This window comes from Janthinobacterium sp. UMAB-60, from assembly GCF_900095235.1.
Classification (GTDB): Bacteria; Pseudomonadota; Gammaproteobacteria; order Burkholderiales; family Burkholderiaceae_D; genus Janthinobacterium.
Genome location: NZ_LT607488.1, coordinates 1 through 25038, shown reverse-complemented (window position 1 = coordinate 25038; position 25038 = coordinate 1). Strand labels below are relative to the sequence as shown.

Below are 25038 nucleotides of genomic sequence, written 5' to 3'. Positions count from 1 at the left end.
GTGGAATGAAAAAACGCTGGGCAGAGGACAGGCGGTGCACGATCAAGCGGCGGCGTTGACGCAAGCGTTGCGGCGGAACCCTGCCCGCGCGGACACGCCGCCAGCGCATGGCCGGCGGCGCACTGCAGTCACCGGGATAAGTTGCCTTAGTGAAATGCGGAATACATCATATATCGGATGCGAATGATTCGCAATACGATTTAATGCGTAGTTATTCCGGATAGCCGGTGATATCGGCGATCTCGCGGTATAGCGGTTGCAGCCGCGCATACATTTTCTGGTACACGCGCCGGTACAGCTGTTCGTAGATTTTCCGGTGCTCGGGATGGGGATGAAATACCTTGCCCTTGCGCGTCATCGCCTGCACGGCGGCGGGGAAATCCGCATGCCAGCCCAGGCCCACGGCGGCGGCGATGGCCGCGCCCAGGCCCGAACTCTCATACACGTGGGCGCGCGCGGCGGGCAAGCCGAAGATGTCGGCCGTCAGCTGCATGGCAGAGTCGCTTTGCGAACCGCCGCCCGCGATGCGCAGCTCCGTAATCGCCATGCCGCTGCGTTGTTCGATGCGCTCCTTGCCTTCGCGCAGCGCATACGCGAGACCTTCGAGGATGGCGCGGTAGATGTGCGCGCGCGTGTGCACGTCGCCAAAGCCGATCATGGCGCCCTTCGCTTCCGGGCCGGGCACCTTGATGCCCGGACTCCAGTACGGCTGCAGCATCAAGCCCATGGAGCCGGGCGGCACGGCGTCGACCAGGCGGTCGAACAGCGCTTCGGCGGACAAGCCCGTGCCATCTTCGGCGGCCGCCGCCCGTTCGCGGTCGCCGAACTGCTCCTTGAACCAGTTGACCATCCAGTAGCCGCGAAAAATCTGCACTTCCGTGCTGTAGGCGCCCGGCATGGCGGCCGGATACGGCGGAATGAAGCGCGTCACTTCCACGTATTTGCGGTTGGTCGTGTTGATGGTGGCCGTGGTGCCGTAGCTGAGGCACGCCACATGCGGTTCGACGCAGCCCGCGCCCAGCACCTCGCACGCCTTGTCGGCGGCCGCCGCCAGCAAGGGCGTGCCCTCAAGAATGCCCGTCGCCGCCGCCGCCGCGGCCGTGATGGCACCCATGCGCGTGCCCGGCGTCACCAGTTCCGGCAGCATGGAGCGTCGTATCGCCAGCGCCTGCCACTTCCAGTCGAAGCGCCCGGCCCAGGCGTGGCGTTTGTAGTCGAACGGGATGTACGCCACTTGCGAGCCGGTCGAATCGATATACTTTCCGCAGAGGCGGTGGTTCAAGAAGCCCGACAGCAGCAGGAATTTATGCGTGCGGCGCCAGATGTCGGGCTGGTGCGCGCTGATCCAGTTGATCTCGGCCTCGCGGCGGAAGTACGCGATCGTGCCCTCGAGGCCCGTGACGCGGAAGGCGGCGCGCCACCACGGCGCCAGTTGGGGAATGTCGCGCGTGCTGCGCTGGTCCAGCCAGGTGATGGCGGGGCGCAGGGGGGCGCCATGTTCATCCACGTTGACCACCGTGCCGCGCTGCGTGGTCACGGCCACGCCGGCCACCGAGGATTGATTGATGTCCGTGCCGCGCCACAGCTGCTGGCACGCTTCGCACACGGCTTGCCAGTAACCGTCGGCGTCATGCTCGGCCCAGCCGGGATGCTCGGAGTAATACGCTTCGAGGAACACTTGCGCCTTGGCCGCCAGGTTGCCGTCCCGGTCGAACAGCAGCGCGCGCACGCTTTGCGTGCCATTGTCGATGGAGAGGATATAGGGGCCATTGCCCGCTGTGGAGCCCATCGCTTATGCCACGCTGGCCAGCGCGGCGCGCAGCGCCTGCAGCAGCGCCTGCGGATCTTTTTCCGGCTGCGCGCTGAAGACGGGCGCTTCCCAGTCCTGCCCGCGCACGGCCACCACGCGCAAGCGTCCCTGTTCATTCCAGGCCGGATACCAGCCCACGTCGACGATGTCGCCATTCGCGCACGTGATTTGCAGCAGGTCTTCGCCCAGGTTGTCGACGAGAACCTCCACGCTCTGGCGCAGGTCCAGCGCCGACAGGCTGTCATAGGTGATGCGGGCGTCGCCCAGCGCCAGGGGCTGGCCAAACAGGGTGGTGTCGATGATGTTCTCCTTATTTTTATGGTTTTTCAATCGCCCTGCGGCACGCTGTAATGGCTGCGCCACAGGGCCAGGTAGCGTGCTTGCTCGTCGTCCCAGCGCGCATCGTCCCAGCCCAGTTCATGCTGGCAGACGCCACGCAGGCGCGGCATGATAGCAAGCGCGCCGCCGGCCAGCTGCAAACCGAGGCGCGTGCGCCGCAGCAGCAGGTCGTCCAGGTGCTGCACGTCCTCGTTGCGCGCGCCCCAGCGCAGCTGGGCCCACAGGGTCTGCGTGCCGGGAACCGGCGCCAGTTCGCCCTCCTGCGCCGCATCGCACAGGGCCTGCGCTTGCGCGCCATGGCGGCCCAGCAGGCGTTTGCGCTGTTCGCCATCGAGCAGCAAGGCCTTGCCCGAAAGGGGCGGCGTGGCGTCAAAGATCGGCAAGGGGCGCAGATCCGCCTGCCAATCCGGCAACAGCGGTGCGGCGCGGCGCAAGGCGTCGAGGGCGATCATGCGGAACGTCGTCAGCTTGCCGCCCGCCACCGTCAGCAAGCCGTGTTCCAGCCATAGCGCATGTTCGCGCGCTTCCTTCGACGGGTCAAGCTGGCCGCTGTCGATGACGGGGCGCACGCCGGCAAACGTGGCCAGCACATCGTCTTCGCCCAGCGCCAGCTGCGGAAACTGCCAACGCAGCGCCGTCATCAGATAGGCGAGTTCGCCGCGCGTGATGGCAGGCTCCAGGTCCAGGCTGGCCCCATGGTCGACATCGGTGGTGCCCACCAGGGTCACGCCCTCCCACGGATACGCAAACACGGGACGGCCATCGTGCGGGTGCATCAGGCTGACGGCTTGCGCCAGCGGCAGGCGCCAGGCGGGCAGCAGCAGATGGCTGCCGCGCAAGGGCCGCAGCTTCGGCTGCTCTCCCACCTGGCCGCGCAAGGCGTCGGCCCAGGCGCCCGTGGCGCTGATCACCAGGCGCGCGCGCGCAGTCAACCTTGCGTCGCCGACGCCATCGATCAAGGTGGCACCGACGACCGTGCCATCTTCACGCAGCAGTGCTTCCACGCCCAGGTAATTGACGGCCACGCCGCCATGGCGGCGCGCTTCCTGCAGCACGCGCAGCACCAGGCGCGCGTCGTCCGTCTTGGCGTCCTGGTACAGCATGCCGCCCCGCAGCCCATCGCGGTTGACATGTGGCGCCAGCATGGCAAAGTCGGCAGCATCGACATAGCGGCGCGCGCGCCGGCCCGCCATCACGTCATAGATGGCCAGGCCCAGCATGAACTGGCGCCGCCCCGGTTTCCTGCCCGTGTAGTCGCCAAAGGCAAAGCCTTGCGGCTCGACCAGCCCCGCCGCATCCGCCAGCAAGGCTTGCCGCTCATGCACCGATTCGCGCGTCAGCGCGAACTGCCCCTGCTTGAGGTAGCGCAGGCCGCCGTGCACCAGCTTCGAGGAGCGGCTCGACGTGCCCCAGGCGAAATCGCGCTGTTCCACCAGCAGCGCCTTCAAGCCGCGCCGCGCTGCTTCCAGCAGGATGCCGGCGCCCGTGATGCCGCCGCCGACGATCAGCACGTCCCAGTCGCGCGCCAGGACGCCAGGCAGATCCCCCCTGTTCACGATGGGTCTCCGGCGTCAGGCAGCAGTTTGCCGGGGTTCATCATGCCCTGCGGGTCGAACTGGCGCAGCAGCGCGCGCATGGCGGCGATGCCCAGCTCTCCCTTTTCCGCCGCCAGCCACGGCGCGTGATCCGTGCCCACGCCATGCTGGTGGCTGATGGTGCCGCCATTGGCGACGATGGCGGCGCAGGCCGCGTCTTTCAAGCTACGCCAGCGCGCCATATTGTCTTCATACGTGGGCGCCAGCCGGTACACATAAGTGGTGTAGACGCTGGCGCCCTGCGCATACACGTGCGACAGATGCGTGTACACATGCACCCGCTCACCGTGCGCGGCCAGCGCATTGGTGCCCGCCTGCTCCAGCGCCGCCATCATGGGCGTGACGCGGGGCCAGTCGACGGCCGTTTCCACCGTGTCGATGACATAGCCGTGTTCCCAGGCGCCATTGCGCAGGTAGACGTTGCGAAATCTCCCCTGCTTCCACTTGTCGCCCATGTGGCGTCCCACGTGCACGCCCTTGTGCCGCCGCGCCAGCGCCAGCGCGCCGCGCAGGGCCGCGCGCGCCGTTTTTTCTTCTCCGCTGACGCCCAGCATCAGCATGCACTTACCTTGCGCGCAGCCGCGCAGGGACAGGTAGCGCTCCAGCAGTCCCACCAGTTTCTTGTGGCCGGCCAGGGTCAGCATGGTTTGCGTTTCCAGCGCGTTCGACAGGCGCAGCATGCACAGGGGCAGGCGCGACTGAGCCAGCGTCCGCACGGCCGCCTGTGCCTGACCCCAATCGGCGAAAAACACGGCGTGGAAAGCTTCGTAGGGCGGCAGCGGCGAGATGCGCACCGTCGCCTGCGTCAGGATGCCCAGCCGCCCCTCGGAACCGAGCACCATTTCGCGCAGGTCGATGCCGGCCGCCGAAGCGGGAAACGTGGGAATCGTCAGGGTGCCGGACGGCGTTTCCACCTCGCCGCCCGCGAACAGCTGCTCGATGCGGCCATAGCGCAGCGACTGCTGGCCAGACGAGCGCGTGGCGATCCAGCCGCCCAGGGTGGAATATTCGAACGACTGCGGATAGTGGCCCAGGGTATAGCCATGCGCGCGCAGCTGCGCTTCCAGGTCGGGGCCGTAGACGCCCGCGCCAAACGTGGCCAGCTGCGCTTCGCGGTCCAGGTGGCCCAGCGCAGACAAACGCCGGAGGCTCAGCGCCAGCACGGGGCGCGACCCCGCCGCCACCGTCAGGTGCCCGGCCACGCTGGTGCCGCCACCGTGCGGTATCACGGACACGCAGGCCTGGCGCGCGTAGTCGAGCAGCTGGCGCACCTGCAGCGCGCTGTCGGGAAACGCCACGCCATCGGGAACAACACCGATGCGGCCGTGGCGCAATTTGAACCAGTCGGGCAGGCTTTGACCGAGCGCATGGCGCACGCGCGTGGCAGGCAGGGTATCGATCAGTGGATGCGGCGCCAGGCGCGAAGCGGGCACTTGCGCGCAAGCCTCGTCCAATGTGGCATCGAGCATGCCGCTGCCCGGCCCCAGGCGTTCGCCCAGGAAGGCCAGCGCCTCCTCGCTCAGCGCGTACCTGACGCTCTCGTCCCCCCAGCCATTCCAGCGTTGCATTGATATCCCCTGTGTTGGGCCAGTTGCGCGCCACGGCGGCTTGCTATACTGTCCTTGCCTTATTTTCTTGCCAGATCAATAGCATATGCCGCCACAAACGAAGGGTATTGGTTTTTCATGACAATCGCATTGTTCTATCATGACAAGTACTGACGGCCGTGTCGCCGGCGCCTATCTGCTGCCGCTGCTCGAAGCGGCCGGCGCGCACGGCATCGCGGCAGCCACCCTGGCGCAAGCGGCCGGCGTGCCGCCGCACAGCCTGGAAGCGTCAGCGGCCAGCCTGGCCGCGCGCGACTACGTGCGCCTGCTCGATGCGGGCGCCAGCCTGGCGGGCGACGCGCATTTCGGCCTGCACGTGGGCCAGCGCGTGCGCATGGGCACGTACAGCGCGTACGGCTTGATTTTGCTCAGTTGCAAGAACGTGGGCCAGGCGCTGGAACAGACGGCCCGCTACGAGCGGCTGGCGCACGACCTGGGCCGCTCAACGCTGCAGCGCGACGGCGCCGTCGCGCACTACCGCTGGGCCAGCAATTACCCGGGCGCCAGCCGGCACCTGGTCGACAGCGTCTTTGCCGGTGTCAAAGTGTGCGGCGACTGGCTGGCGGGCATGCCGCTGCCGCCGGCCCGGCTGGCGTTTGCCCATGATGGTGGCGGCGAGCTGCTGCGCCACGCGGCGCACCGCGACGAATACGTGCGCGTGCTGGGCAGCCTGCCCGCCTTTGGCGCGGACGCCAACACGGCCACCTTCGACGCGCAATTGCTGGACTGGCCCGTGCCGAATGCCGACGTCAGCCTGTACCCCGTGCTGTGCCAGCACGCGGAACAGCTGCTGGCGCAGCGCCAGGCCGAAATGGACACCGGCGCCGGCATCGAAGTACAAGTACACGCGTCCATCGTGGCGGGCTTGCGCCACGGTTCGGCGCGGCTGGCCACCGTTGCCGCCGCACTGGCTGTGACGCCGCGCACCTTGCAGCGCAAGCTGGCCGACGCGGGCACCAGCTTCCAGGCCCTGCTGGACCAGGCCCGCTACGGCCTGGCGCGCGATTATTTGCGCGAGCCGGACCTGTCGCTGGTCGACATCGCCTTTCTGCTCGGTTACCAGGAACAAAGCGCGTTCAACCACGCGTTCCGCGTCTGGGCTGGCACCAATCCCGGCGCCTGGCGCCTGCAGCAATTACAGGAGAAGCAAGCCGGTTTGCACGCGTGCGCGGGGCATGCCTGACGCGTTTTCTGGCTATACTGGCATAGTCTGACTTCCCACGATCACTCCAACCCGCAATGCAAAGGATTAATATGCAACTCAAAGACAAAGTCGCACTGATTACCGGCGCCGCCAGTGGTATCGGCAAGGAAATGGCCATTGAATACGCGAAACAGGGCGCCAAGGTCGTCATCGCCGACCTGGCCCTGGAAGCGGCCAGCAAGACGGCCGAGGAAATCAAGCAATCGGGCGGCCAGGCGTTTGCCGTCGCCATGGATGTTTCCAGCGAAGAGCAGGTCGACAAGGGCGTGGCGGACGCCGTGGCCCACTTCGGCGGCATCGACATTCTGATCAGCAACGCGGGCATCCAGATCATCAGTCCCGTCGTCGACTACCCGTTCGACCAGTGGAAAAAGATGCTGGCCATTCACCTGGACGGCGCCTTCCTCACCACGCGCGCCTGCATGCGCGAAATGATCAAGGCAGGCCGCGGCGGCGCCATCATCTACATGGGTTCCGTGCACTCGCACGAAGGCTCGCCGTTCAAGAGCGCCTATGTTGCTGCCAAGCATGGCTTGCTGGGCCTGGCCAAGGTGGTGGCCAAGGAAGGCGCGAAAGACCACATCCGCGCCAACGTCATCTGCCCCGGCTTCGTGCGCACGCCGCTGGTCGACAAGCAAATTCCCGAGCAGGCGGCCCAGCTGAAGATCACGGAAGAAGAAGTCATCAAGAACGTGATGCTGAAAGAAACCATCGACGGCGAATTCACCACCACGCAAGACGTGGCACAAACGGCCGTCTTCCTGGCGGCGTTCCCGTCGACGGCCCTGAGCGGCCAATCCATCGTGGTGAGCCACGGCTGGCACATGCAATAGTGGTGACACCCGCCCACATCGGCTGCGCGGCGCCCTGTGCGGCCTGCGATGCTCGCTGTGCTCCAGCACAGCTGCGCGTCTCGGCCACACATCGCTGCCGCTCGCGATGATGTGGGCGGGCGTTGCAGCGTCAGCGTATCAACCTTTCCGTATTCCACCCGAGAGTTTTCCCCTTGCAAGACAACACCTACCGCCACCCGCGCGCGGGCTGGCCGGGGCGCCTGTTTGCCGCGCTCGCCAATTGCACGCGTTTCGCCAACCTACGCCAGGCTGTCATGTCGCGCCTGCCCTTCCTGACCCTGCACAGCGACGTGCGCGATGTCGTCTACGTGAGCTGGCTGGTCGACGCCGCTGCCGCGCAGAAATTATTGCCGCCAGGTGTGGCCTTGTGGCAGCGCGACGGCAAGACGCCGTTTACCGTGCTGACCTACCGTCACGGGCATTTCGGCCCTGCCCTGTTCGGTCCGTTACGCAAGCTGCTGCCCTCGCCCCTGCAAAGCAACTGGCGCTTATATCTGGACCACACGCCGCCAGGCGCACCCGCCGTGCCCTGCGTGTATTTTCTGAAAAACATCATGGCCAGCCTGCCCCATGCGCTGGGCACGCGGTTGTTCAGCGACATCCTGCCGACCCACCTGGCCGCCGGCATGACACTGGAAGTCGGCGCCACGCAGGCGCACTGCAGCATTGCATCCGGCACCGGCAGCGCGCCACCGCTCGATGTGCAGGCGGACATCACAGCGGAGCATGATCTGGATGCCGACTGGCATACGCTGTTCGGCAACTGGCACGCTGCCGTCGCCTTCCTCGCTTGCCAGGATGCGGCCATCGCGCACGTGCCGCGCAACGGCAAGCTGGTCTTCGGCGAAATCGACTTGCCCGTTGATGTGGATCAAGTGCAAGCACTGACAGCCTTGCGCGCCGACTGCGGCATGCTGAGGCAACTGCCGCCCGTATCCGCGCCGTTTGCCTTTCTCGTACCGCAAGTGGACTTCAAGGCGCTGTCAGAGCGCCTGCTGTAGCGCGGCGCTCGGGCGCGCGCAAGGGCGTGGCCGGCCCGCCGCGCCGCCGTTCCAGCTTGAACAAGGCCATCGCTTGCTCCAGCTGCAAGGCCTGGTCTTGCAGCGACGCGGAGGCGGCCGCCGATTCCTCCACCAGCGCCGCGTTCTGTTGCGTCACTTCATCCATCTGCGTGACGGCCATGTTGACCTGGCCGATGCCATGGCTCTGTTCGCGCGAGGCAGAGGCGATCTCCGCCATGATACCGTGCACGCCCTGCACGGCGCCCAGCATCTCGGCGCTGCTGGCGCCCGCCTGCTGCGCCAGCTTCGCGCCCGCCTGCACTTGGGCCAAAGACGCCGTGATCAATTGCTTGATTTCCGTGGCCGCCGCCGCACTGCGGTGCGCCAAACTGCGCACCTCGCCCGCCACCACGGCGAAACCACGCCCCTGGTCGCCTGCGCGCGCCGCTTCCACGGCCGCGTTCAGGGCGAGGATATTGGTCTGGAAGGCAATGCCTTCGATGATGCCCGTAATGTCTCCGATCTTCTTCGATGAAGCGTTAATGTCCGCCATCATCGTCACCATCTGGCCGACGATCTCGCCGCCGCGCCCCGCCAGGCCATGGACCTTGCCCGCCATGTCGCTCGCTTGCACGGCGTTGCCGCTGTTTTGCTGCACCGTGGCCGCCAGTTGCTCCATGCTCGATGCCGTTTGCTCCAGGGCCGAGGCCTGCGCTTCCGTGCGGCCCGACAAGTCCATATTGCCGGCGGCGATTTCCTGGCTGGCCATGCTGATGCGCAGGAAATTGCCGCGCACGTCGCCGACGATGGAGTGCAGGTTCACGCGCAGCTGGCGCAAGGAGCGCAGCAGCTGCCCCATCTCGTCGCGCCGCGTGGTATCGAGCTCGCCCGTCAGGTCGCCGCCCGCCATCACGTCGCAGGCCTGGCGCGCCCGCTGCAGCGGTTGCAGCACCACCTTGTGCAGGGCATGCCAGAAATACAGGGTCAGGCACAAAGCCGCCACGGACAGGCCCGTCAGCCAGCGTTGGGCCGCATCCGGCAACAGGCCCGCATCCCAGGCCAGCTGCAGCAGCAAGAGTACGACCAGCGCCCCCAGGTTCCAGCCGATGCGTTTGCCCAGCGGCAGGTCACGCATGCTCGCCAGCCTGGCGAGCATGCCCGTGCGCACGGCCGCGCCCTGGCTGAGGGCGATGCCGTCGGCTTGCCCCGCCTTGATGCGCGCGTACAGGGCGGAGGCCTGCGCCACCTGCTGGCGCGTGGGCTTGGTGCGCACGGACATGTAGCCGACAGCCACGCCGTCTTCCACCACCGGCGTCACGTTTGCCAGCACCCAGTAGTAATCGCCATCCTTGCAGCGGTTTTTCACCATGCCGCTCCACGAGCGTCCCGAGCGGATGGTGGCCCAGAAATCGGCGAACGCTTCGACCGGCATGTCCGGATGCCGGAGGATGTTTTGCGGCGCGCCGATCAATTCTTCCGCACTGTAGCCGCTGACGGCGATGAAATACGGGTTCGCATACGTGATATTGCCTTGCAAGTCGGTAGTCGAGACAATGGTCTCGGTATCGCTCAGATTGATCTCGGTATCGTTGACGGGAAGATTGAGTCGCATGGTCACATCCTCAGTGGTAGCCCGTACGGTGACGGGTATGCGGACAAGGAACGGTCGCCAGACAGGAAAACGGACGCGGCACTGGCACCATTATTTTAATATTTTATTATTAACAAAATAGACTTTATTCCTGCCGTGGCTGCCGCTATGCCACGGCAGGTTCGTCGACCCAGTAACGGTCGACGTCCAGCAAGCCCCACTGGGCAGCGCTTTCCGTGGAAACAATGCGCTCCTGGCAACCGGGGGCCGCCAGGTCGATGATGCTGGGTACGATACAAGTGCCGGCGCGGATGGAAAAAAATACGCGTACCGTGGGCGAGGTCAGCGTCTTGCCCGCCGCCTGCCCCACCACCACGGCCAGGCGCTCCGATTGCAGCCGCACCAGGGTGCCCAGTGGATAAATGCCCAGGCATTTGACGAAGGCGGCAAACAGTGTCGCGTCCAGATGTCCGCCGCGCCAGGCCGCCATGCGGCGCAGCGACTCGGCCGGGCACCAGCCCTGCTTGTACGGCCGGTTCGAGGTGATCGCGTCGTACACGTCGCAGATGGCGCCCATGCGCGCATACAGGCTGATTTCCTCGCCGCGCAAGCCCTTGGGATAGCCGCTGCCATCGAGTTTTTCATGGTGGTGCAGACACACGTCGAGGGCCACCGGATCGATCTCGCCCACCTCGAGCAGCATGCGATGGCCGGCGGCCGGATGGGTACGCACAGAAGAAAACTCCGCGTCGCTCAGGCTGCCAGGCTTGTTCAGGATGGCCGCTGGCACGGCCATCTTGCCGATATCGTGCAACAAACCCGCCAGCCCGGCCGAGCGCACCTGCTCCGGCGCCAGCTCCAGCTCCCTGGCCAGCGCCGTCATCAGCGCACACACGGCCACCGAGTGCATATACGTATAGTTATCGGCGGTTTTCAGGCGTGCCAGGCCCAGCAGCACGCCGCCGCCGCGCAGCACCGAGGCGGCGATGTCGTCGACCAGCTCGTAGGCCTGCCCCACGGCCAGGGCCTTGCCCATGCGCGCTTCGTCAAACATCGTCTGCACGGCCTGGCGCGTGCGCTCGAGCAGGCGCCGGGCGTGCGCCATTTCCGCCTCGCGCGACAGGGCAGGCGCCACAGTCGCAACGGGGACGGAGACGGCCTGCGCTTCGGCTTGCGTGCCGGCTGCGTCGGCTGCCGGAACGGGCGGCGCGGCAACGGCAACAGGTTCAGGCGGCGCCAGCCCGCGCGCCGTGTCGATCCACACTTCATTCAGGCGGGCCGCCCGGATACGCTCCAGGTCAGCCGGCGATTCGAGTAAAAAGGAACGCTTCCAGAACGGGTTCTCAAGCCAGGAGCGGCCGAGGCGCTCGACATACATTCCCAGCATGAGTTCGCTACTCCTTATTTTTTTCAGCACGGCGGTTCTCCACACATTCAGATCGCGACATTTACTTGCGCATTATCAATATCATACGCCAAAAATAATGATTAAACCAAATAAATTGATTTATATAGCGAAATCACAACAAATACAGCAACAATCACCAATTCTATCATTTTCATTGGAAAATAATAATTAATCAATAAATATATCAATTAATCCATATTGATTTCGTGGAATTGTATGCATCCTGCCGATGATGGAGGCGCATGCCTGCCGGCGGCCTCATGGGCCACCACACGGGCATGATGTGCAGGAAAGGAAAGACGAGCGCCAGCGCCAGACGTCGCGAAAAGACGCTGGCGCTATGCGGGGAGAAGTATCAGATGATGCGCGAGCGGCGGCCTAGCGCGGCACGTAACGCCAGTTGCCGCTGTCCAGCATGAAGGTCAGATCCGTCTTGAAGCCTTGCGGACGGCTCGGCAGGCTCACTTCCGTGTCGCACACGAGGTAGCCCGTCGAGCGCCTGACTTCGCATTCGTTGATGGCCTTGACCTGCAGGGAGGCCTCCGCTTCCACCATCTGCAAATCCTTGGCAAGTTGCGGATTGCCCGCCGCTTCTTCCTTGACCCAGGCGCGTGCCATGGCTTGCGCCTCGGCCGGCGACGGTCCCGCGAACTTGGCATGCTTGCGCTCGACGCCGACCCAGATATCGCCCTCTTTACGCAGAGGCAACACATTAAACCCGTCGCGCATGCCGGCGCTCATGGCCACCAGGCACACCACTTCGCCTGGCACTTCCAGCGAATCCTGGCAACCCTGCAGGCTCTTGACCTTGACGGCGAACGGCATGCTCGATTGCGTCTTCGCTTGGGTCCTGGCCACGCCCGCCTGCACGGCGGCGTCGATTTGTTCGAGTGTCGGCATGGTGTCCGCATGGGCCGGCAAGGCGGCGAACAGGGCGGCGGCGGTCAGGGCAAGGAAAGTCAGGCGCATGGGTGTCAAAAGTAGTGAGCTAAGGCCGGCAGTCTAGCACTTTGCATAAAAACAGCTGTTTCTGTAAGAAAACAGCTGCGCGTCCGCCCACTCGACCAACTGGCACTTCCCGCCGGCTAACCGGCGGTCAACTCCCGCAGCGAGCACGTCTTTATTGCTATGATGTCGGGCTGCCGGCGGTACAGCCGGCCACGTCAATACCATATCGATAACGTCGTCATCAGAATCGGGAGTTTGAATGAGTTTACGTCTGCTGCTCTTGGGAGCATTCAGTGCCGCCATGGCCACCACTGCCGTTGCTGCGGAACCGGCGCTGGCCGCGCCGCGCGGTTTCACCGTGGAAGACATGGTCGCCATGGAAAGAGTGGGCAGCCCCGTGCTGTCGCCGGACGCCACCCGCGTCGTCTACACGGTGCGCACGACCAACCTGGACAAAAACCGCGGCAACACGCAGCTGTGGCTGATCGACCTGCGCGCGCCGAACACGGCACCGCGCCAGCTCACGCGTGGCGATGCCAGCGCCAGCGACCCGCAATGGTCGCCGAACGGCGACGCCATCTACTTCCTCTCGGGCCGCTCCGGCTCCTCGCAAGTGTGGCAGCTGCCCCTGAACGGCGGCGAAGCGGCCAAGGTCACCGACCTGGCGCTGGACGTGGATACTTATCGCCTGTCGCCGCAGGGCGACCGCCTGGCCTTCAGCATGGGCGTCTTCCTCGATTGCGCCGATATCGCCTGCACCAAGAAGCGCTTGGATGAAAAAACCAAGAACAAGGCGAGCGGCATGGTCTACGACCAGATGTTCGTGCGTCACTGGGATACCTGGGCCGATGGCCGCCGCAATGCGCTGTACTCGGCACCGATCGACGCGACCGGCAAGGTCAGCGCCGCGCCCGTCAGCCTGAGCGGCACCCTCGATGGCGACGCGCCATCGAAGCCATTCGGCGACAACAGCGAATACCACTTCAGCCCGGACGGCAAGACGGTGGCCTTCTCCGTGCGCGTGGCCGGCCGCACGGAAGCGTGGTCGACCAACTTCGACGTCTACACGATCCCCGCCGCAGGCGGCCAGGCGCCGCGCAACCTCACCGCCGACAATCCGGCCTGGGATGCGAAAGCCACCTGGTCGCCCGATGGCCGCACCCTGGCGTATGTCGCCATGACCAAGCCGGGCTTCGAGGCGGACCGTTTTCATTTGGTGCTGATGGATGTCGCCACGGGCAAGAAGCGCACCCTGGCCGACGACTGGGACCGTTCCGTGGCCGACTTCCGCTGGACGCCGGACGGCAAGGCTTTTCTCGTCGCCGCCGATGACGTGGGCCAGCACCGTCTGTTCCACGTCGACGCGGCCAGCGGCAAGGTCAACGCGCTGACGGGCAAGGGCGCCGTGGGCGACTTCGACGTGCGCGGCAATACCATCGTGCTGGCGCAAGCGAACCTGGCCTCGGGCGCGCAGCTGTACACGCGCAAGCTCGACGCCAGGTCGGAAAACGCACCGATGGTGCAGCTGACCAAGCAGAATGCGGCAGCGCTGGCCGACGTGCGTTTCGGCGAATATGAACAGTTCTCGTTCGCCGGCGCGAATGGCGAAACCGTCTACGGCCACGTCATGAAGCCATGGAACGCCAAGGCGGGCGAAAAGTACCCGATCGCCTTTTTGGTGCACGGCGGCCCGCAAGGCAGCTTCGGCAACAGCTGGAGCTACCGCTGGAATCCGCAAGTGTATGCGGGCGCCGGCTACGCCACCGTCTTCATCGACTTCCACGGCTCCACCGGCTATGGCCAGAAGTTCACGGACTCCATCAGCGGCGACTGGGGCGGCAAGCCGCTGCTCGACTTGCAAAAGGGCCTGGAAGCGGCCACCAAAAAATTCCCGTGGCTGGACCGCGAGCGCAGCTGCGCGCTGGGCGCGTCATACGGCGGCTACATGATGAACTGGATCGCCGGTAACTGGCCGGACGGCTTCAAATGCCTGGTCAACCACGACGGCGTGTTCGACAACCGCGGCATGGCCTATGCAACGGAAGAACTGTGGTTCACGGAATGGGAAAACGGCGGCACCTATTACGACGCACCGGCCAGGCACGAACAGTTCAACCCCGTCAATTTCGTGAAGAACTGGAAGACGCCGATGCTGGTGGTGCAGGGCGACCTCGATTTCCGCATCCCCACCGCGCAAGGCCTGGGCACCTTCACGGCGCTGCAGCGTCGTGGCATCCCGAGCAAGCTGCTGGTCTTCCCGGACGAGAACCACTGGGTGCTGAAGCCGGCCAATTCGCTGCTGTGGCATCACACCGTTTTGGATTGGTTGAATACCTACACGAAAAAATAAGCGGATACATGTCGGATTACAGCCTTCGGCTTAATCCGACCTACGCGAAAAAGCCGCGCGATGCATCTCTGCACCGCGCGGCTTTTTGTCATGTAGGTCGGATTAGCGGCGCGCAGCGCCGCGTAATCCGACATCACCACCGCGCTCGTTCAATAGCTATTAAGCGCCTTGGCAAACTTCACGATCCACAAGCGGCTTGGACGCTCGCGGTCGTCGCCGCGCGCCACGCGGATGGTGTTGGCGGCGTTGCAGCCGGCCGCGCTGCTCGTGACGATGGTGCCATTGGCATCGACCGTGCACTTGGTCACGTCGGCGCCATCGACTTCCACGCCATTCGCGTCGAATACCTTGGTTTTCAGGCCGAAGTCATTGTCGTTGGCGAGCGCGATGGTGGAGTCGTCGATCAGGGTCAGGCCTTCGGCCTTTTCCGCCGCCCAGCCGATGGCGTTCAAGTCCAGCAGCACAGTTTTCTTCAGCGGCGTGACGGCCGTCCAGTCGGCGCCATTGACGGCCACGCCGCCCATGCTGCTCTTTTCCAGGTCGGAGGTCGTCGCGTTGAAGGCGGCGGCCGCAATGTCCGTGGCGCCCTTCAGTTCGACCAGCATCAGTTTATTGAAGACCTTGCCCGACGGCGCGGCGCCCTGCTCGATGACGAGGAACTTGCCGCCGCCCAGCGCCACCATGTCGCCCAGCTTGGCGTTGCCCGTGCGGCCATCCTGGTAGTCGGCCGCATTCAAGGGGTAGGCGAACATCTTGCCGCTCGTGCCCGTCGTCGGGTCGAATTCGATCCAGCGCGTGAAGCGGGCGAAGCGCTCGACCTGTTCATTCTTCTTCGTCACCGTGTACGGCGCGCTGCCGTCGGACAAGGGGCTTTGCAGGAAGGCGTACAGCTTGTCGTTGCTCGTGTCGAGCGTCATGCCTTCCATGCCGCGGTTCGCGCGGCGCTTGGCGAACAGCGCCGGCAAGCCCTTGCCCGGCTCGTACTTGGCCTGGATGATGCCGGTGGCGGCATCGATCTTGACGATGAAGGGACCGTATTCGTCCGAGACCCACAGCGCGTTGCGCTTCGCATCGACGACGATGGCTTCCGAATCGAGGCCGCCCGCATTGAAGACGGCCTTGCCGGCGGCATCGAACTTCATCGCATCCATGACGGGAATCTCGGCCGAATTGCCGACCGCGCCCACAGGCACGGGCAAGCCCGAGCTGTTGACGGTCGCCGATACCTTGATCGGCGTGCTCGATGTCAGCACGGCGCCGTTCTTGCCCACCGTGATGACGCCGAACGAAGGGGTAAAGCTCGGTGACGGGAAGATCTTGCTGCCGATCGTGCCCTTGCCCGAAGGATCGGGCAGCAGCGGGCCGTCGCCGTTCGGGCCACGGTCTGTCAAGCCATAGAATTCCAGGTCGCCGGCCGCATTCTTGCCCTTGTAGGCCAGGCCCGAACCGTACGACGGCAAAAAGCCGTTCGGGAATTCGCCCTTGATCCTGGCATTCGCGCCTTCGTACGGCACATAGTATTTGCCGGCCGCCTGGATCTGGTAGCGCGTCACGGTGACTTTCACTTCGCCGACCGGATTGGCCTGCGTCAGCGCTTCATTGACGGGCGCGCCCGCTTTCGAGGCCAGGGTGTCTTCGAAATGCTCGCGCACGAGCGCGCGGCGCTCGGCATCGACCGTGCGGCCGGCGAATTTCCCGCCTACCGCCGCCAGGTGCGCGGCCAGCGCCGTGTTGAAGACGGCCGGAGCACCCGCAAAGTCCAGCGTCTTGCCGGCCAGCGCAGCTTTCACTTCGGCCGTCAGCTTGATGCCGTTCGAGGGATCGCTGTCGTCATCGAGCAGTTGCAGCGCCAGCAGGCGGTTGACGACCTTGTCGTCCGCCACATTCGTGCTGGCGGCCAGCGCCAGCGGCGTGACGACGGCGCCGCATGGCGCCGAACCGAGGGCCAGGCCGCCCACGCTGAAGGCCACCGTGTCGCCCGGGTTGCAAGTAAATTCGCCCTTGGCATTGGTGCTGGCCTTGGCCGCGCTGCCGGCCACGTAATCGAGTCCTTCCACCGCGCCGTCGAGGAACACGCCCGTCTGCGCCACGGGCTTGGAAGGTTCCGCCGGCGTACTATCGCTGCCGCCGCAGGCGGACAGGCACAGACTGGCGGCGATGGCCAGCAGGGTCAGTTTCGGGGTCGACGTTACAGCAGCGTTCATGCATTCCTCGGCTAAAGTGGGATTGAAGCCGAGGAGAGTAACTGTTCAAAGTGACAAGCCCGTGACAGCCGTCACGCCAGTGGCGTATCCGCAACAGGCCCGCCGATGCCGCCAAAGCGGCCATCGGCCTGACGCCGGAATTCCTTGGGCGTGACGCCCTTCACCTGCAGGAAGCGGCGGTTGAAGTTGGCCACGTTCTGGAAACCCACGTCGTAGCAGACGTTCGACACGTATTGGTCGGTGTCCATCAGCAGCTGGCACGCCTTGTTGATGCGCAAACGGCTGATGAAATCGGTAAAACTGTTGCCCGTCGCCTTGCGGAAGAAGCGCGAGAATTTACTCAGCGACATGCCCACCTGCTCGGCCAGCATTTCCGCCGAAATCGGCTCGCGGTAATTATCGGTGATGTAGTTGAGGACGGAATTCACCTTGGCCAGGGTGGCGTCATCATCGTAGGAGCGCAGCGAGGCGCTCGACAGCAAACGGTAGTTGGCCGTGCGCGCCAGCTTGCTCATCAGTTGCACGAATGCGGCGAAGCGCTCGGCGCCATGCGTGGCGCGGATGCGCGCCAGGTGCTGCTCGGCCTCGTGGCCCATGTCGAAAAACTCCACGCCATAGCTGGAGCGCTCCAGCAGCGGCAGCAGCTCGCGCAGTTCGGGGATGACGCGCGCGGCGCCGGCCAGCGGCGCGTGGGCGAACTGCACGATCATGTCGCGCAGGGCCACGCCCCCTTCCGGCATCACGTTGGAAATCCAGTTGTGCGGCAGGCGCGGCCCCGTCAGCACCAGGTGGCCGGGCGAGAATTCGCCGATATAGTCGCCCACGAACAAGCGCCCGCTGGTGGCGACGATCAGGTGCAGCTCATATTCTTCATGGCAGTGCCAGCGCACGCGCGAGCTGGGATAGCCATGTTCCAGGTAATTGATGATGCCATCGTAGCTTTCGCGCTCCAGTTCGGGCGCCTTGCGCTCGCCGTCCTTGTGCCATACATGTTCCATGCTCGTCTCTCCCAGGCGGTCCCCGCCCGTGCCATCGAATGTACCTCAAAAAAACCTCAGGCGCCAAAACGGCCCAGCGCCTGCTGGCGAAACTCCTTCGGCGTCATGCCCTTCAATTCCAGGAAGCGCCGGTTGAAATTGGCCACGTTATTAAAACCCGCCTCGTAGCAGATGTTGCTGACATAGCGCTCCGTCTCCATCAGCAGCTGGCACGCCTTGTTGATGCGCAGGCGGTTGACGAAGTCCGTGAAGCTGTTGCCCGTGGCGCTGCGAAAGAAGCGCGAAAACGTCCGCTCGGGCATGTCCACCTGCTCGGCCAGCTGTTTCAGCGAGAACTGGCTGCTGTAATTGTGCACGATGAAGTTGATGGCGGAACTGATGCGCGCCAGGGCCACGTCGTCGTCGCTCGACTGCATCGGCACCGTCGACAGCAGCTGGTAGTCGCTGGTCTGCGCCAGCTCGCCCAGCAGGGTCAGAAACTCGATGAAGCGCGGCAGGCCGCTGCTGTCGCGGATGCGCCGGAAGCGCCGCAGCGACTGTTCGCTGACGCCGAAAAATTCCACGCCATGCAGGGCGCGCTGTAGCAGCGGAAAGATTCCCTTCAATTCGGGAATGGCGGCCGCCATCGACGCCAGCGGCGCATGGCCGAACTGGATCACCATGTCGCGCAGGGCCACGCCTTCCGGCGGCATGTCGAGCGAGACCCAGTTGTGCGGCACGCGCGGCCCCGTCAGCACCAGGTGGCCGGGCGCAAACTGGCCGATGTAGTCGCCGACAAAGACCTTGCCGCTCGTCGCGACGATCAGGTGCAGCTCGTACTCGTCGTGGTAATGCCAGCGCACCAGCGCATTCGGAAAGCCGTGCTCCAGGTAGCGGATGAAACCGAAACTGCCTTTCGGCTCGAAGCCGGGCGTGGCGTCGCGCTGCTGTTCCAGCTCCATCTGCGGCAATCCGGCATCGGCTTTGCGTGGCATGGCGCGCCCTCCCCGTCAGGCGACGATCTGTTCCAGCGCCGCGCGCGCGCCCAGCCCATACAGGCTGGCCAGCGCTTCGCCCACCGCCTGCGTGAACGCGGGTGTGTCGGACAGGTCGCCAAACAGCTCGCGCAGGGACAGCAACGGCGCGGCGTCCGCCCCGCCCTGCAGCGCCAGAGCGCGCAGGCGCGCCGCGTACGGGTCGCTCAAAGGCATCTCGCGCCCCGCTTCGTCGTGGCCTTCCAGGTAGCGGAACCAGCACGCCACGGTAAACGCCAGCAGCTTGATGGCACCGCCTTGCGCCAGCGCTTCGCGCACGGATGGCAGCACGAATTTCGGAATACGCGCCGAGCCTTCCGTGCCGATGCGCGCCAGTTGGTCGCGCACGGCCGGATTCGAAAAGCGCTCGATCAGGGTGGCCTTGTACCGTTCCAGATCGATTCCTTCCACGCTATCGAGCAAAGGCGTGACCTCGTCATCCATCATGCGCCGCACCAGCAGGCGGATGCCAGGATCATCCATCGCTTCATGCGCAAACGTGTAGCCGAGCTGCATGCCGATGTAGCACAGGGCCTGGTGGCTGGCATTCAAGAGACGCAGCTTCATCTTTTCATACGGCAGCACGTCGTGCGTCATCTGCGCGCCCACGAGCTCCCAGGCCGGGCGGCCGTGCGGGAACTCGTCTTCGATGACCCACTGGCGGAATGGCTCGCATACGACGGGCCAGGCGTCGACGATGCAGAAGCTGTCACGCAGCAGCGCCCGGTGTTCATCGGTGGTGGCCGGCGTGATGCGGTCGACCATGCTGTTGGGGAAGCTGCCATGCGTGGCCAGCCAGCGCGCCAGTGCTGCGTCGCGCAAGGCGACAAAGGCCAGCAGCATCTTGCGCGTCACATCGCCATTGTTTTGCAGGTTATCGCAGGACATGATGGTAAACGGCGCCAGTCCCCGCTGGTGGCGCAGGGCCAGGGCGGCGGCCAGGTAGCCGAACGAGCAGCGCGGCGCATCGGGATGCGCCAGTTCATGCACGATATCGGCATGATCCGCGTCAAATTCGCCCGTGCCCTGATTCACATAGTAGCCGCCCTCGGTGATGGTCAGCGCGACGATGCGCGTGCCGGGGTCGGCCAGCTTATCCAGCACGGCTTGCGGCTCGTCGGGCGCATACAGATACTCGCCGACGCTGCCGATGATGCGCGCCGTATCGCCGGCCGCGCTGCGTTCGACCACCGTGTACAGCCCGTCCTGCGCCCGCATGGCGTCGCGCATGGCCGCGTCATGCGCCAGCAAGCCCACGCCGCAATAGCCCCATTGCGCGTGTTGCTGGCCCGGCAAGGCCAGCAAGTCGTCGAGGTACACGGCCTGGTGGGCGCGGAAGAAGCCGCCCACGCCGATATGCACGATGCTGGCCATGAGCGCCTCGCGCGCATACGCGGGCACCGCTACGTTGGCGGGCAACTGCGCCAGGTTCGCCTGGTTCAATGCGATGGCTTCCATTACAGCGCTCCTTTCGCCGCCGCGTAAGTCTTGCCGGCGCGGTCAAAATAGTGGACGAAACCCGGCTCGAACATCAAATGCGTCTGCTGGCCCGGCTGCAGGCTGCTGCGTTCCGCGCCGCGCGAGACCACCTGCACATTGTTCGGCAAGCGCACATAGGTCAGGGTTTCCACGCCCAAGGATTCGACCAGGTCGACGGTGACGGGCACGCTGCCCGGCTGCGCCGCGCCCAGGTGCACGTGTTCGGGGCGGATGCCGACAAAGCCGTCGGCCTGCGCCGCGCTGCCCGCCTGCGCCAGCAACTGCGGCGCCGCGTCGGCGGGCACCACGTTCATGCTGGGCGTGCCGATGAATTGCGCCACAAAACGGTTGGCGGGACGGTCATACAGTTCCAATGGCGAGCCATGCTGTTCGATCTGGCCGTCGCGCAGCACCACCACGCGGTCGGCCAGGGTCATCGCTTCGACCTGGTCGTGCGTGACATAGATGGTGGTGGCGCCCAGCTCGCGGTGCAGCTTGGCGATCTCGATGCGCGTCTGCACGCGCAGGGCCGCGTCCAGGTTCGACAGCGGCTCGTCGAACAAGAACACTTTCGGGTCGCGCACGATGGCGCGGCCGATGGCCACCCTCTGGCGCTGGCCGCCCGACAATTCCTTCGGCGTGCGCTCCAGGTATTTTCCCAGGTCGAGGATGGCGGCCGCCTTGTCGACTTTTTCGCGGATGATGGCCGGATCGACGCCGGCCAGTTTCAAGGCGAACGACATGTTCTGGAACACCGTCATGTGCGGATACAGCGCATACGACTGGAACACCATCGCCAGGTCGCGCTTGGACGACGGCACGTTGGTGATATCGCGCCCGTCGAGCGACAGCTTGCCGCCGTCGATCGGTTCCAGGCCCGCGATCAGGCGCAGCAGGGTGGATTTCCCGCAACCGGACGGTCCCACGAAGACGACGAACTCGCCCTGTTGGATGTCCAGGTCGATGCCCTTGATGGCGCGGTGCTCGCCAAAGAATTTTTCGATATTGCTCAGTTGAAGGTAAGCCATGATGTCATCCAATAGTGTTTACTTAACAGCGCCAAAGGTCATGCCTTGCACGAGTTGTTTTTGGCAGAACCAGCCCAGCGCCATGATGGGCGCGATCGCCATCAGCGAAGCGGCCGACAATTTGGCCCAGAACAGGCCTTCCGGGCTGGAATACGAGGCGATGAGCCAGGCCAGCGTGCCCGCGTTGGAGGCGCCCAGGTTCAGCGACCAGAACGATTCATTCCACGACCACACCATGCAAACCAAGGCCGTGGAAGCGATGCCGCCCACGGACAGGGGCAGCACGACGTGGCGAAATTCATCCCACACGGTGGCGCCATCCATGCGCGACGCTTCCAGGATTTCGCGCGGCAGCTCCTTCATGCTCGTGTACAGCAGCCAGATCATGATGGGCAAATTCATCAGCATGAACATGATGGTCAGGCCGATGCGCGTATCGAGCAGGCCGAAGTACTGGTAGCAGATATAGATCGGCATCAGCGCGCCCACGCCGGGCATGTAGCGCGAGCTGAGCATGAATTTCAGCAAACCGATGGTGCCGCCCGTGGGAAAGAAGGCCATCGAATACGCGGCCGGGATGGCGATCAACAGGCCAATGGCGGTGGAGACCACGCTGGTAAACAGCGAGTTCCACGCGTAGCCGAAGTAATTGTCGCGCGCCAGCACTTCGCGGAAGCTGTCCAGGGTCGGCGTGAAGAACAGCAGCGGCGGCGTGGAAATGGCTTGCCCTTCCGTCTTGAAGGCCATCAGGCCCAGCCAGAAGATGGGAAAGAACAGCAGCAGCGCGCACAGCCAGGCGGCGGCCGTGCGGCCATACAGATTGAATTTGCTATGCATCAAGGTCTCCTTATTTCGACAAATTCTTGCCGATGACGCGCATCAGGAAGAAGGCGGCGATGTTGGCAATGAGCACGGCGAACAGGGCGCCGGCCGAGGCCGCTCCCACGTCATACGACAGCAGTGCCTGCTGATAAATCATGAAGGTGATGGTGGTCGTGTCGAAACCGGGACCGCCGCCCGTGGTGGTGAAGATTTCCGCAAAGATCGACAGCAAAAAGATCATCTCGATCATCAGTACCACCGAGACGGCGCGGCCCAGGTGGGGGATGTAGAGGTAACGCAACTGCTGCAGATAGGTGGCGCCATCCATGCGCGCCGCTTCCAGCTGTTCCCGGTCCATCGACTGCAGGGCCGTCATGAAGATCAGGCAAGCAAACGGCAGCCATTGCCACGCGACCATCATGATGATGGAAAACAGCGGATGGGCCGACAGCCAGTCGACGGGCGTGGCGCCAAAAAACAGACTGATCTGCGCGAACAGGCCGTAGATCGGATTGAGCAGCATGTTTTTCCACATCAGGGCATTCACGGCCGGCATGACGAGAAACGGCGAAATCAGCAGCACGCGCACGATGGCACGCCCGGGGAACGCTTCATTGATCAGCAAGCCCAGCGCCGTGCCCAGCACCACCGTGATCAGCATCACGGAAAACAGCAACGTAAACGTGTTCTGCAAGGCCGGCAGGAACGAGGCATCGGTAAAGAAAAAGTGGAAATTGGCCAGGCCATGGAAAGGATGGCCGCTCGGATCGAGCATGGAATAGCGCACGAACGCGTAAAACAGGGTAATCAGCAGCGGAACGACGGAAATGACGGAGACGGCGACCACGGCCGGCGTCAGCAAAGTCCGGGGGATAATGCGTTTCATAATGTTCTCTTGGGGCAAGGGGAAATCTGGGGGCAGATCCGGCGGGACTCGGCGTCCCCGTCTGCCCCCTGCTTTACGCTATTGGGGTAAGCAAACTACTCGACAAAGACACTGCCTTATTTGTAGTAGCCACCCTTACGCATTTCCCTCTCCGCCGTCTGCTGCGACAATTCCAGCGCCTGGTCCACCGTCACCTTGCCCAGCAGCGCCGCCGCCATTTGCTGGCCGGCCGCCACGCCGATCACCTGGAATTCCGGGATCGAGGCGAATTGCACGCCCACGTACGGCGACGGCAGCATGGTGCTTTGCACGGCGCGCGTGGTGGCCAGGGCCTTGCCTTCGGCGGCGGCAAATTTCGCCACTTTCTGGAACTCGGGGCTCGCATACGTCGACTTGCGCGTACCCGTCGGCACGTTGGCCCAGCTGGTTTCCTTGGCCACCAGTTTCACGTAGTCGGGCGAGGTGGCCCAGTTGATGAAGCGCTGCGCCTCGTTCGGGTGCTTCGAGCTCGACGGGATGGCCAGCGACCAGATCCACAACCAGTTGGCGCCCCGCTCCGTCACGCCGATGGGCGACTGGGCAAACGCCACCTTGTCGGCCACCTTGCTTTGCTTGGGGTCCGTGATGAAGGAGGCGGCGATCGTCGCGTCGATCCAGATGCCACACTTGCCCTGGTTGAACAGCGCCAGGTTTTCATTGAAGCTGTTGGCGGCCGCGCCCGGCGGGCCGTATTTCTTCATCAGATCGACGTACATGGTGACCGCGTCCTTCCACGGCTTGCTGGTAAATTGCGGCTTCCACTGCATGTCGAACAGCTGGCCGCCGTAGGAATTGGCCATGGTGGTGATCAGGGCCATGTTGTCGCCCCAGCCCGGCTTGCCGCGCAGGCAGATGCCGTACACGCCGTTGGCCGGATCGTGCAGCTTGGCCGCCACGTCGCGCAACTGGTTCCAGGTGGGACGGTCCTCGATCGTCACGCCCGCTTTTTTGACCAGGTCGCTGCGGTACATGATCATCGAGCTTTCGCCATAGAACGGCGACGCGTACAGCTTGCCATCGCCGGACAGGCCTTCGCGGATAGCGGGCAGCAGGTCGTCGATATCGTATCTGGCGTCCGGCTTGATGGGGATCAGCCAGTTTTTCTTGCCCCAGATGGGCGTTTCATACAGGCCGATGGTCATCACGTCGAACTGGCCGCCCTTGGTGGCGATATCGGTGGTCATGCGCTGGCGCAAGACGCCCTCTTCCAGGGTCACCCATTTGAGCTTGATATCGGGATTGGCTTGCTCGAAGAACTTGCTGAGCTTTTGCATTTCGATCATGTGGCCGTTGTTGACGGTGGCGATGACCAGGTCGGTGGCGGCAATCGCGGACGAGGCGAAGCAGAAGGCGCCGGCGCACAGCGCGGCAATGGCGGAACGTTTCATTGTGTGTCTCCAGTGTTTTTTGTCGTTGGCAATGCCCAGGTACTTGGCACCACGACCACAATGTAGCACCGGACTTTGATACTTTCTGATACTCCAAAACCGCAATTCGATACTCTTTTGCAGCACCGCTATGCACCAGAGTATCGATATTAAGTAAAAACAACACTTTGAAAGAAAGTATCGTCACTTGTACGTTTTGTATCGGCCTGGTTAAAAAAGCGCTGCTAGACTTGGTTTTCGGCATTAGACCGTGTGCGCTGGCCGTCCTCCGGGCGCCAGCGCTACCACCTACATTCTTCTGGAGACCGCATGAATCGCACTGCATTGAAAACCTTACCTGCCCTGCTGCTGGCCATCGCCAGCGCTTCCGCCATGGCCGATCCCATGTATCCAAGCGATGCCGAAGGCTTCCACGGCTACCTGCGCGCCGGCGCCGGCAGCAATACCTCCGGCGACGGCGGTTCGCAAGGCTGT

19 protein-coding genes are annotated in these 25038 nt (G+C 64.3%); 4 read left to right on the top strand and 15 right to left on the bottom strand.

All coding sequences use genetic code 11. The features are described from left to right. Positions 1 to 211 precede the first annotated feature (211 nt). Genes K0F86_RS12790 through K0F86_RS12775 form a run of 4 tightly spaced genes read right to left on the bottom strand, consistent with a single transcriptional unit; the run spans position 212 to position 5312 of the window. A complete protein-coding gene (locus tag K0F86_RS12790; RefSeq protein WP_219134745.1) occupies positions 212 to 1789 on the bottom strand; it encodes an FGGY-family carbohydrate kinase in 1578 nt (525 codons plus the stop codon). 3 nt (positions 1790 to 1792) lie between these two features. Beyond that, positions 1793 to 2140 carry a hypothetical protein gene (locus K0F86_RS12785; RefSeq protein WP_219134744.1) on the bottom strand — a complete coding sequence of 116 codons (348 nt, stop codon included), beginning with the start codon at positions 2138 to 2140 and terminating at the stop codon, positions 1793 to 1795. Beyond that, positions 2137 to 3705, bottom strand: coding sequence for a glycerol-3-phosphate dehydrogenase/oxidase (locus K0F86_RS12780; protein WP_219134743.1), 1569 nt, complete (start codon positions 3703 to 3705; stop codon positions 2137 to 2139). Before K0F86_RS12780 ends, K0F86_RS12785 begins: the two co-directional genes overlap by 4 nt. Continuing rightward, positions 3702 to 5312 carry an FAD-binding oxidoreductase gene (locus K0F86_RS12775; protein ID WP_219134742.1) on the bottom strand — a complete coding sequence of 537 codons (1611 nt, stop codon included), beginning with the start codon at positions 5310 to 5312 and terminating at the stop codon, positions 3702 to 3704. The genes K0F86_RS12780 and K0F86_RS12775 overlap by 4 nt, the downstream gene beginning before the upstream one ends. A 139-nt stretch (positions 5313 to 5451) precedes the next feature. Here K0F86_RS12775 and K0F86_RS12770 point away from each other — a divergent pair, with 139 nt between their 5' ends. The 3 genes from K0F86_RS12770 to K0F86_RS12760 all read left to right on the top strand — a co-directional run bounded on the left by K0F86_RS12770 (position 5452) and on the right by K0F86_RS12760 (position 8410). After that, the gene (locus tag K0F86_RS12770; RefSeq protein WP_219134741.1) at positions 5452 to 6534 is read left to right on the top strand and encodes an AraC family transcriptional regulator; all 1083 of its coding nucleotides are present in this window, start codon (positions 5452 to 5454) and stop codon (positions 6532 to 6534) included. Between the two features lie 71 nt (positions 6535 to 6605). Then, positions 6606 to 7388, top strand: coding sequence for a 3-hydroxybutyrate dehydrogenase (locus K0F86_RS12765; protein WP_219134740.1), 783 nt, complete (start codon positions 6606 to 6608; stop codon positions 7386 to 7388). Positions 7389 to 7561: 173 nt separating this feature from the next. Beyond that, positions 7562 to 8410 (top strand): DUF2071 domain-containing protein, encoded by an 849-nt coding sequence (locus K0F86_RS12760; RefSeq protein WP_219134739.1) that lies wholly within the window; start codon positions 7562 to 7564, stop codon positions 8408 to 8410. Here the strand turns inward: K0F86_RS12760 and K0F86_RS12755 are convergent. The 3 genes from K0F86_RS12755 to K0F86_RS12745 form a co-directional block, all read right to left on the bottom strand. Next, on the bottom strand, positions 8382 to 10022 hold the full coding sequence (locus K0F86_RS12755) for a PAS domain-containing methyl-accepting chemotaxis protein (protein WP_219134738.1): 1641 nt from the start codon (positions 10020 to 10022) through the stop codon (positions 8382 to 8384). The genes K0F86_RS12760 and K0F86_RS12755 overlap by 29 nt on opposite strands. 145 nt (positions 10023 to 10167) lie before the next feature. Further along, positions 10168 to 11418 (bottom strand): HD-GYP domain-containing protein, encoded by a 1251-nt coding sequence (locus K0F86_RS12750; RefSeq protein WP_219134737.1) that lies wholly within the window; start codon positions 11416 to 11418, stop codon positions 10168 to 10170. Between the two features lie 369 nt (positions 11419 to 11787). Then, on the bottom strand, positions 11788 to 12378 hold the full coding sequence (locus tag K0F86_RS12745; RefSeq protein WP_219134736.1) for a hypothetical protein: 591 nt from the start codon (positions 12376 to 12378) through the stop codon (positions 11788 to 11790). Positions 12379 to 12616: 238 nt separating this feature from the next. On the opposite strand from K0F86_RS12745, the gene K0F86_RS12740 reads away from it, so the two are divergent. Further along, complete coding sequence (locus K0F86_RS12740) at positions 12617 to 14707, top strand: S9 family peptidase (RefSeq protein ID WP_257572140.1); 2091 nt, start codon at positions 12617 to 12619, stop codon at positions 14705 to 14707. 149 nt (positions 14708 to 14856) lie between these two features. Here the strand turns inward: K0F86_RS12740 and K0F86_RS12735 are convergent, their stop codons facing one another. The 8 genes from K0F86_RS12735 to K0F86_RS12700 all read right to left on the bottom strand — a co-directional run bounded on the left by K0F86_RS12735 (position 14857) and on the right by K0F86_RS12700 (position 24564). Then, positions 14857 to 16911 carry an esterase-like activity of phytase family protein gene (locus tag K0F86_RS12735; protein WP_219134735.1) on the bottom strand — a complete coding sequence of 685 codons (2055 nt, stop codon included), beginning with the start codon at positions 16909 to 16911 and terminating at the stop codon, positions 14857 to 14859. 71 nt (positions 16912 to 16982) lie between these two features. Beyond that, positions 16983 to 17909, bottom strand: coding sequence for an AraC family transcriptional regulator (locus K0F86_RS12730; RefSeq protein WP_219134734.1), 927 nt, complete (start codon positions 17907 to 17909; stop codon positions 16983 to 16985). A 56-nt stretch (positions 17910 to 17965) separates the two neighbouring features. Continuing rightward, on the bottom strand, positions 17966 to 18883 hold the full coding sequence (locus K0F86_RS12725; protein WP_219134733.1) for an AraC family transcriptional regulator: 918 nt from the start codon (positions 18881 to 18883) through the stop codon (positions 17966 to 17968). 15 nt (positions 18884 to 18898) lie between these two features. Then, positions 18899 to 20380, bottom strand: coding sequence for a mannitol dehydrogenase family protein (locus tag K0F86_RS12720; RefSeq protein WP_219134732.1), 1482 nt, complete (start codon positions 20378 to 20380; stop codon positions 18899 to 18901). Then, positions 20380 to 21429, bottom strand: coding sequence for an ABC transporter ATP-binding protein (locus tag K0F86_RS12715; protein WP_219134731.1), 1050 nt, complete (start codon positions 21427 to 21429; stop codon positions 20380 to 20382). The genes K0F86_RS12720 and K0F86_RS12715 overlap by 1 nt, the downstream gene beginning before the upstream one ends. 18 nt (positions 21430 to 21447) lie before the next feature. Further along, complete coding sequence (locus K0F86_RS12710) at positions 21448 to 22266, bottom strand: carbohydrate ABC transporter permease (protein WP_071078291.1); 819 nt, start codon at positions 22264 to 22266, stop codon at positions 21448 to 21450. A 10-nt stretch (positions 22267 to 22276) separates the two neighbouring features. Beyond that, positions 22277 to 23137 carry a carbohydrate ABC transporter permease gene (locus K0F86_RS12705; protein WP_219134730.1) on the bottom strand — a complete coding sequence of 287 codons (861 nt, stop codon included), beginning with the start codon at positions 23135 to 23137 and terminating at the stop codon, positions 22277 to 22279. Positions 23138 to 23253: 116 nt separating this feature from the next. After that, positions 23254 to 24564 (bottom strand): sugar ABC transporter substrate-binding protein, encoded by a 1311-nt coding sequence (locus K0F86_RS12700; RefSeq protein WP_219134729.1) that lies wholly within the window; start codon positions 24562 to 24564, stop codon positions 23254 to 23256. Positions 24565 to 25038: the final 474 nt, after the last annotated feature.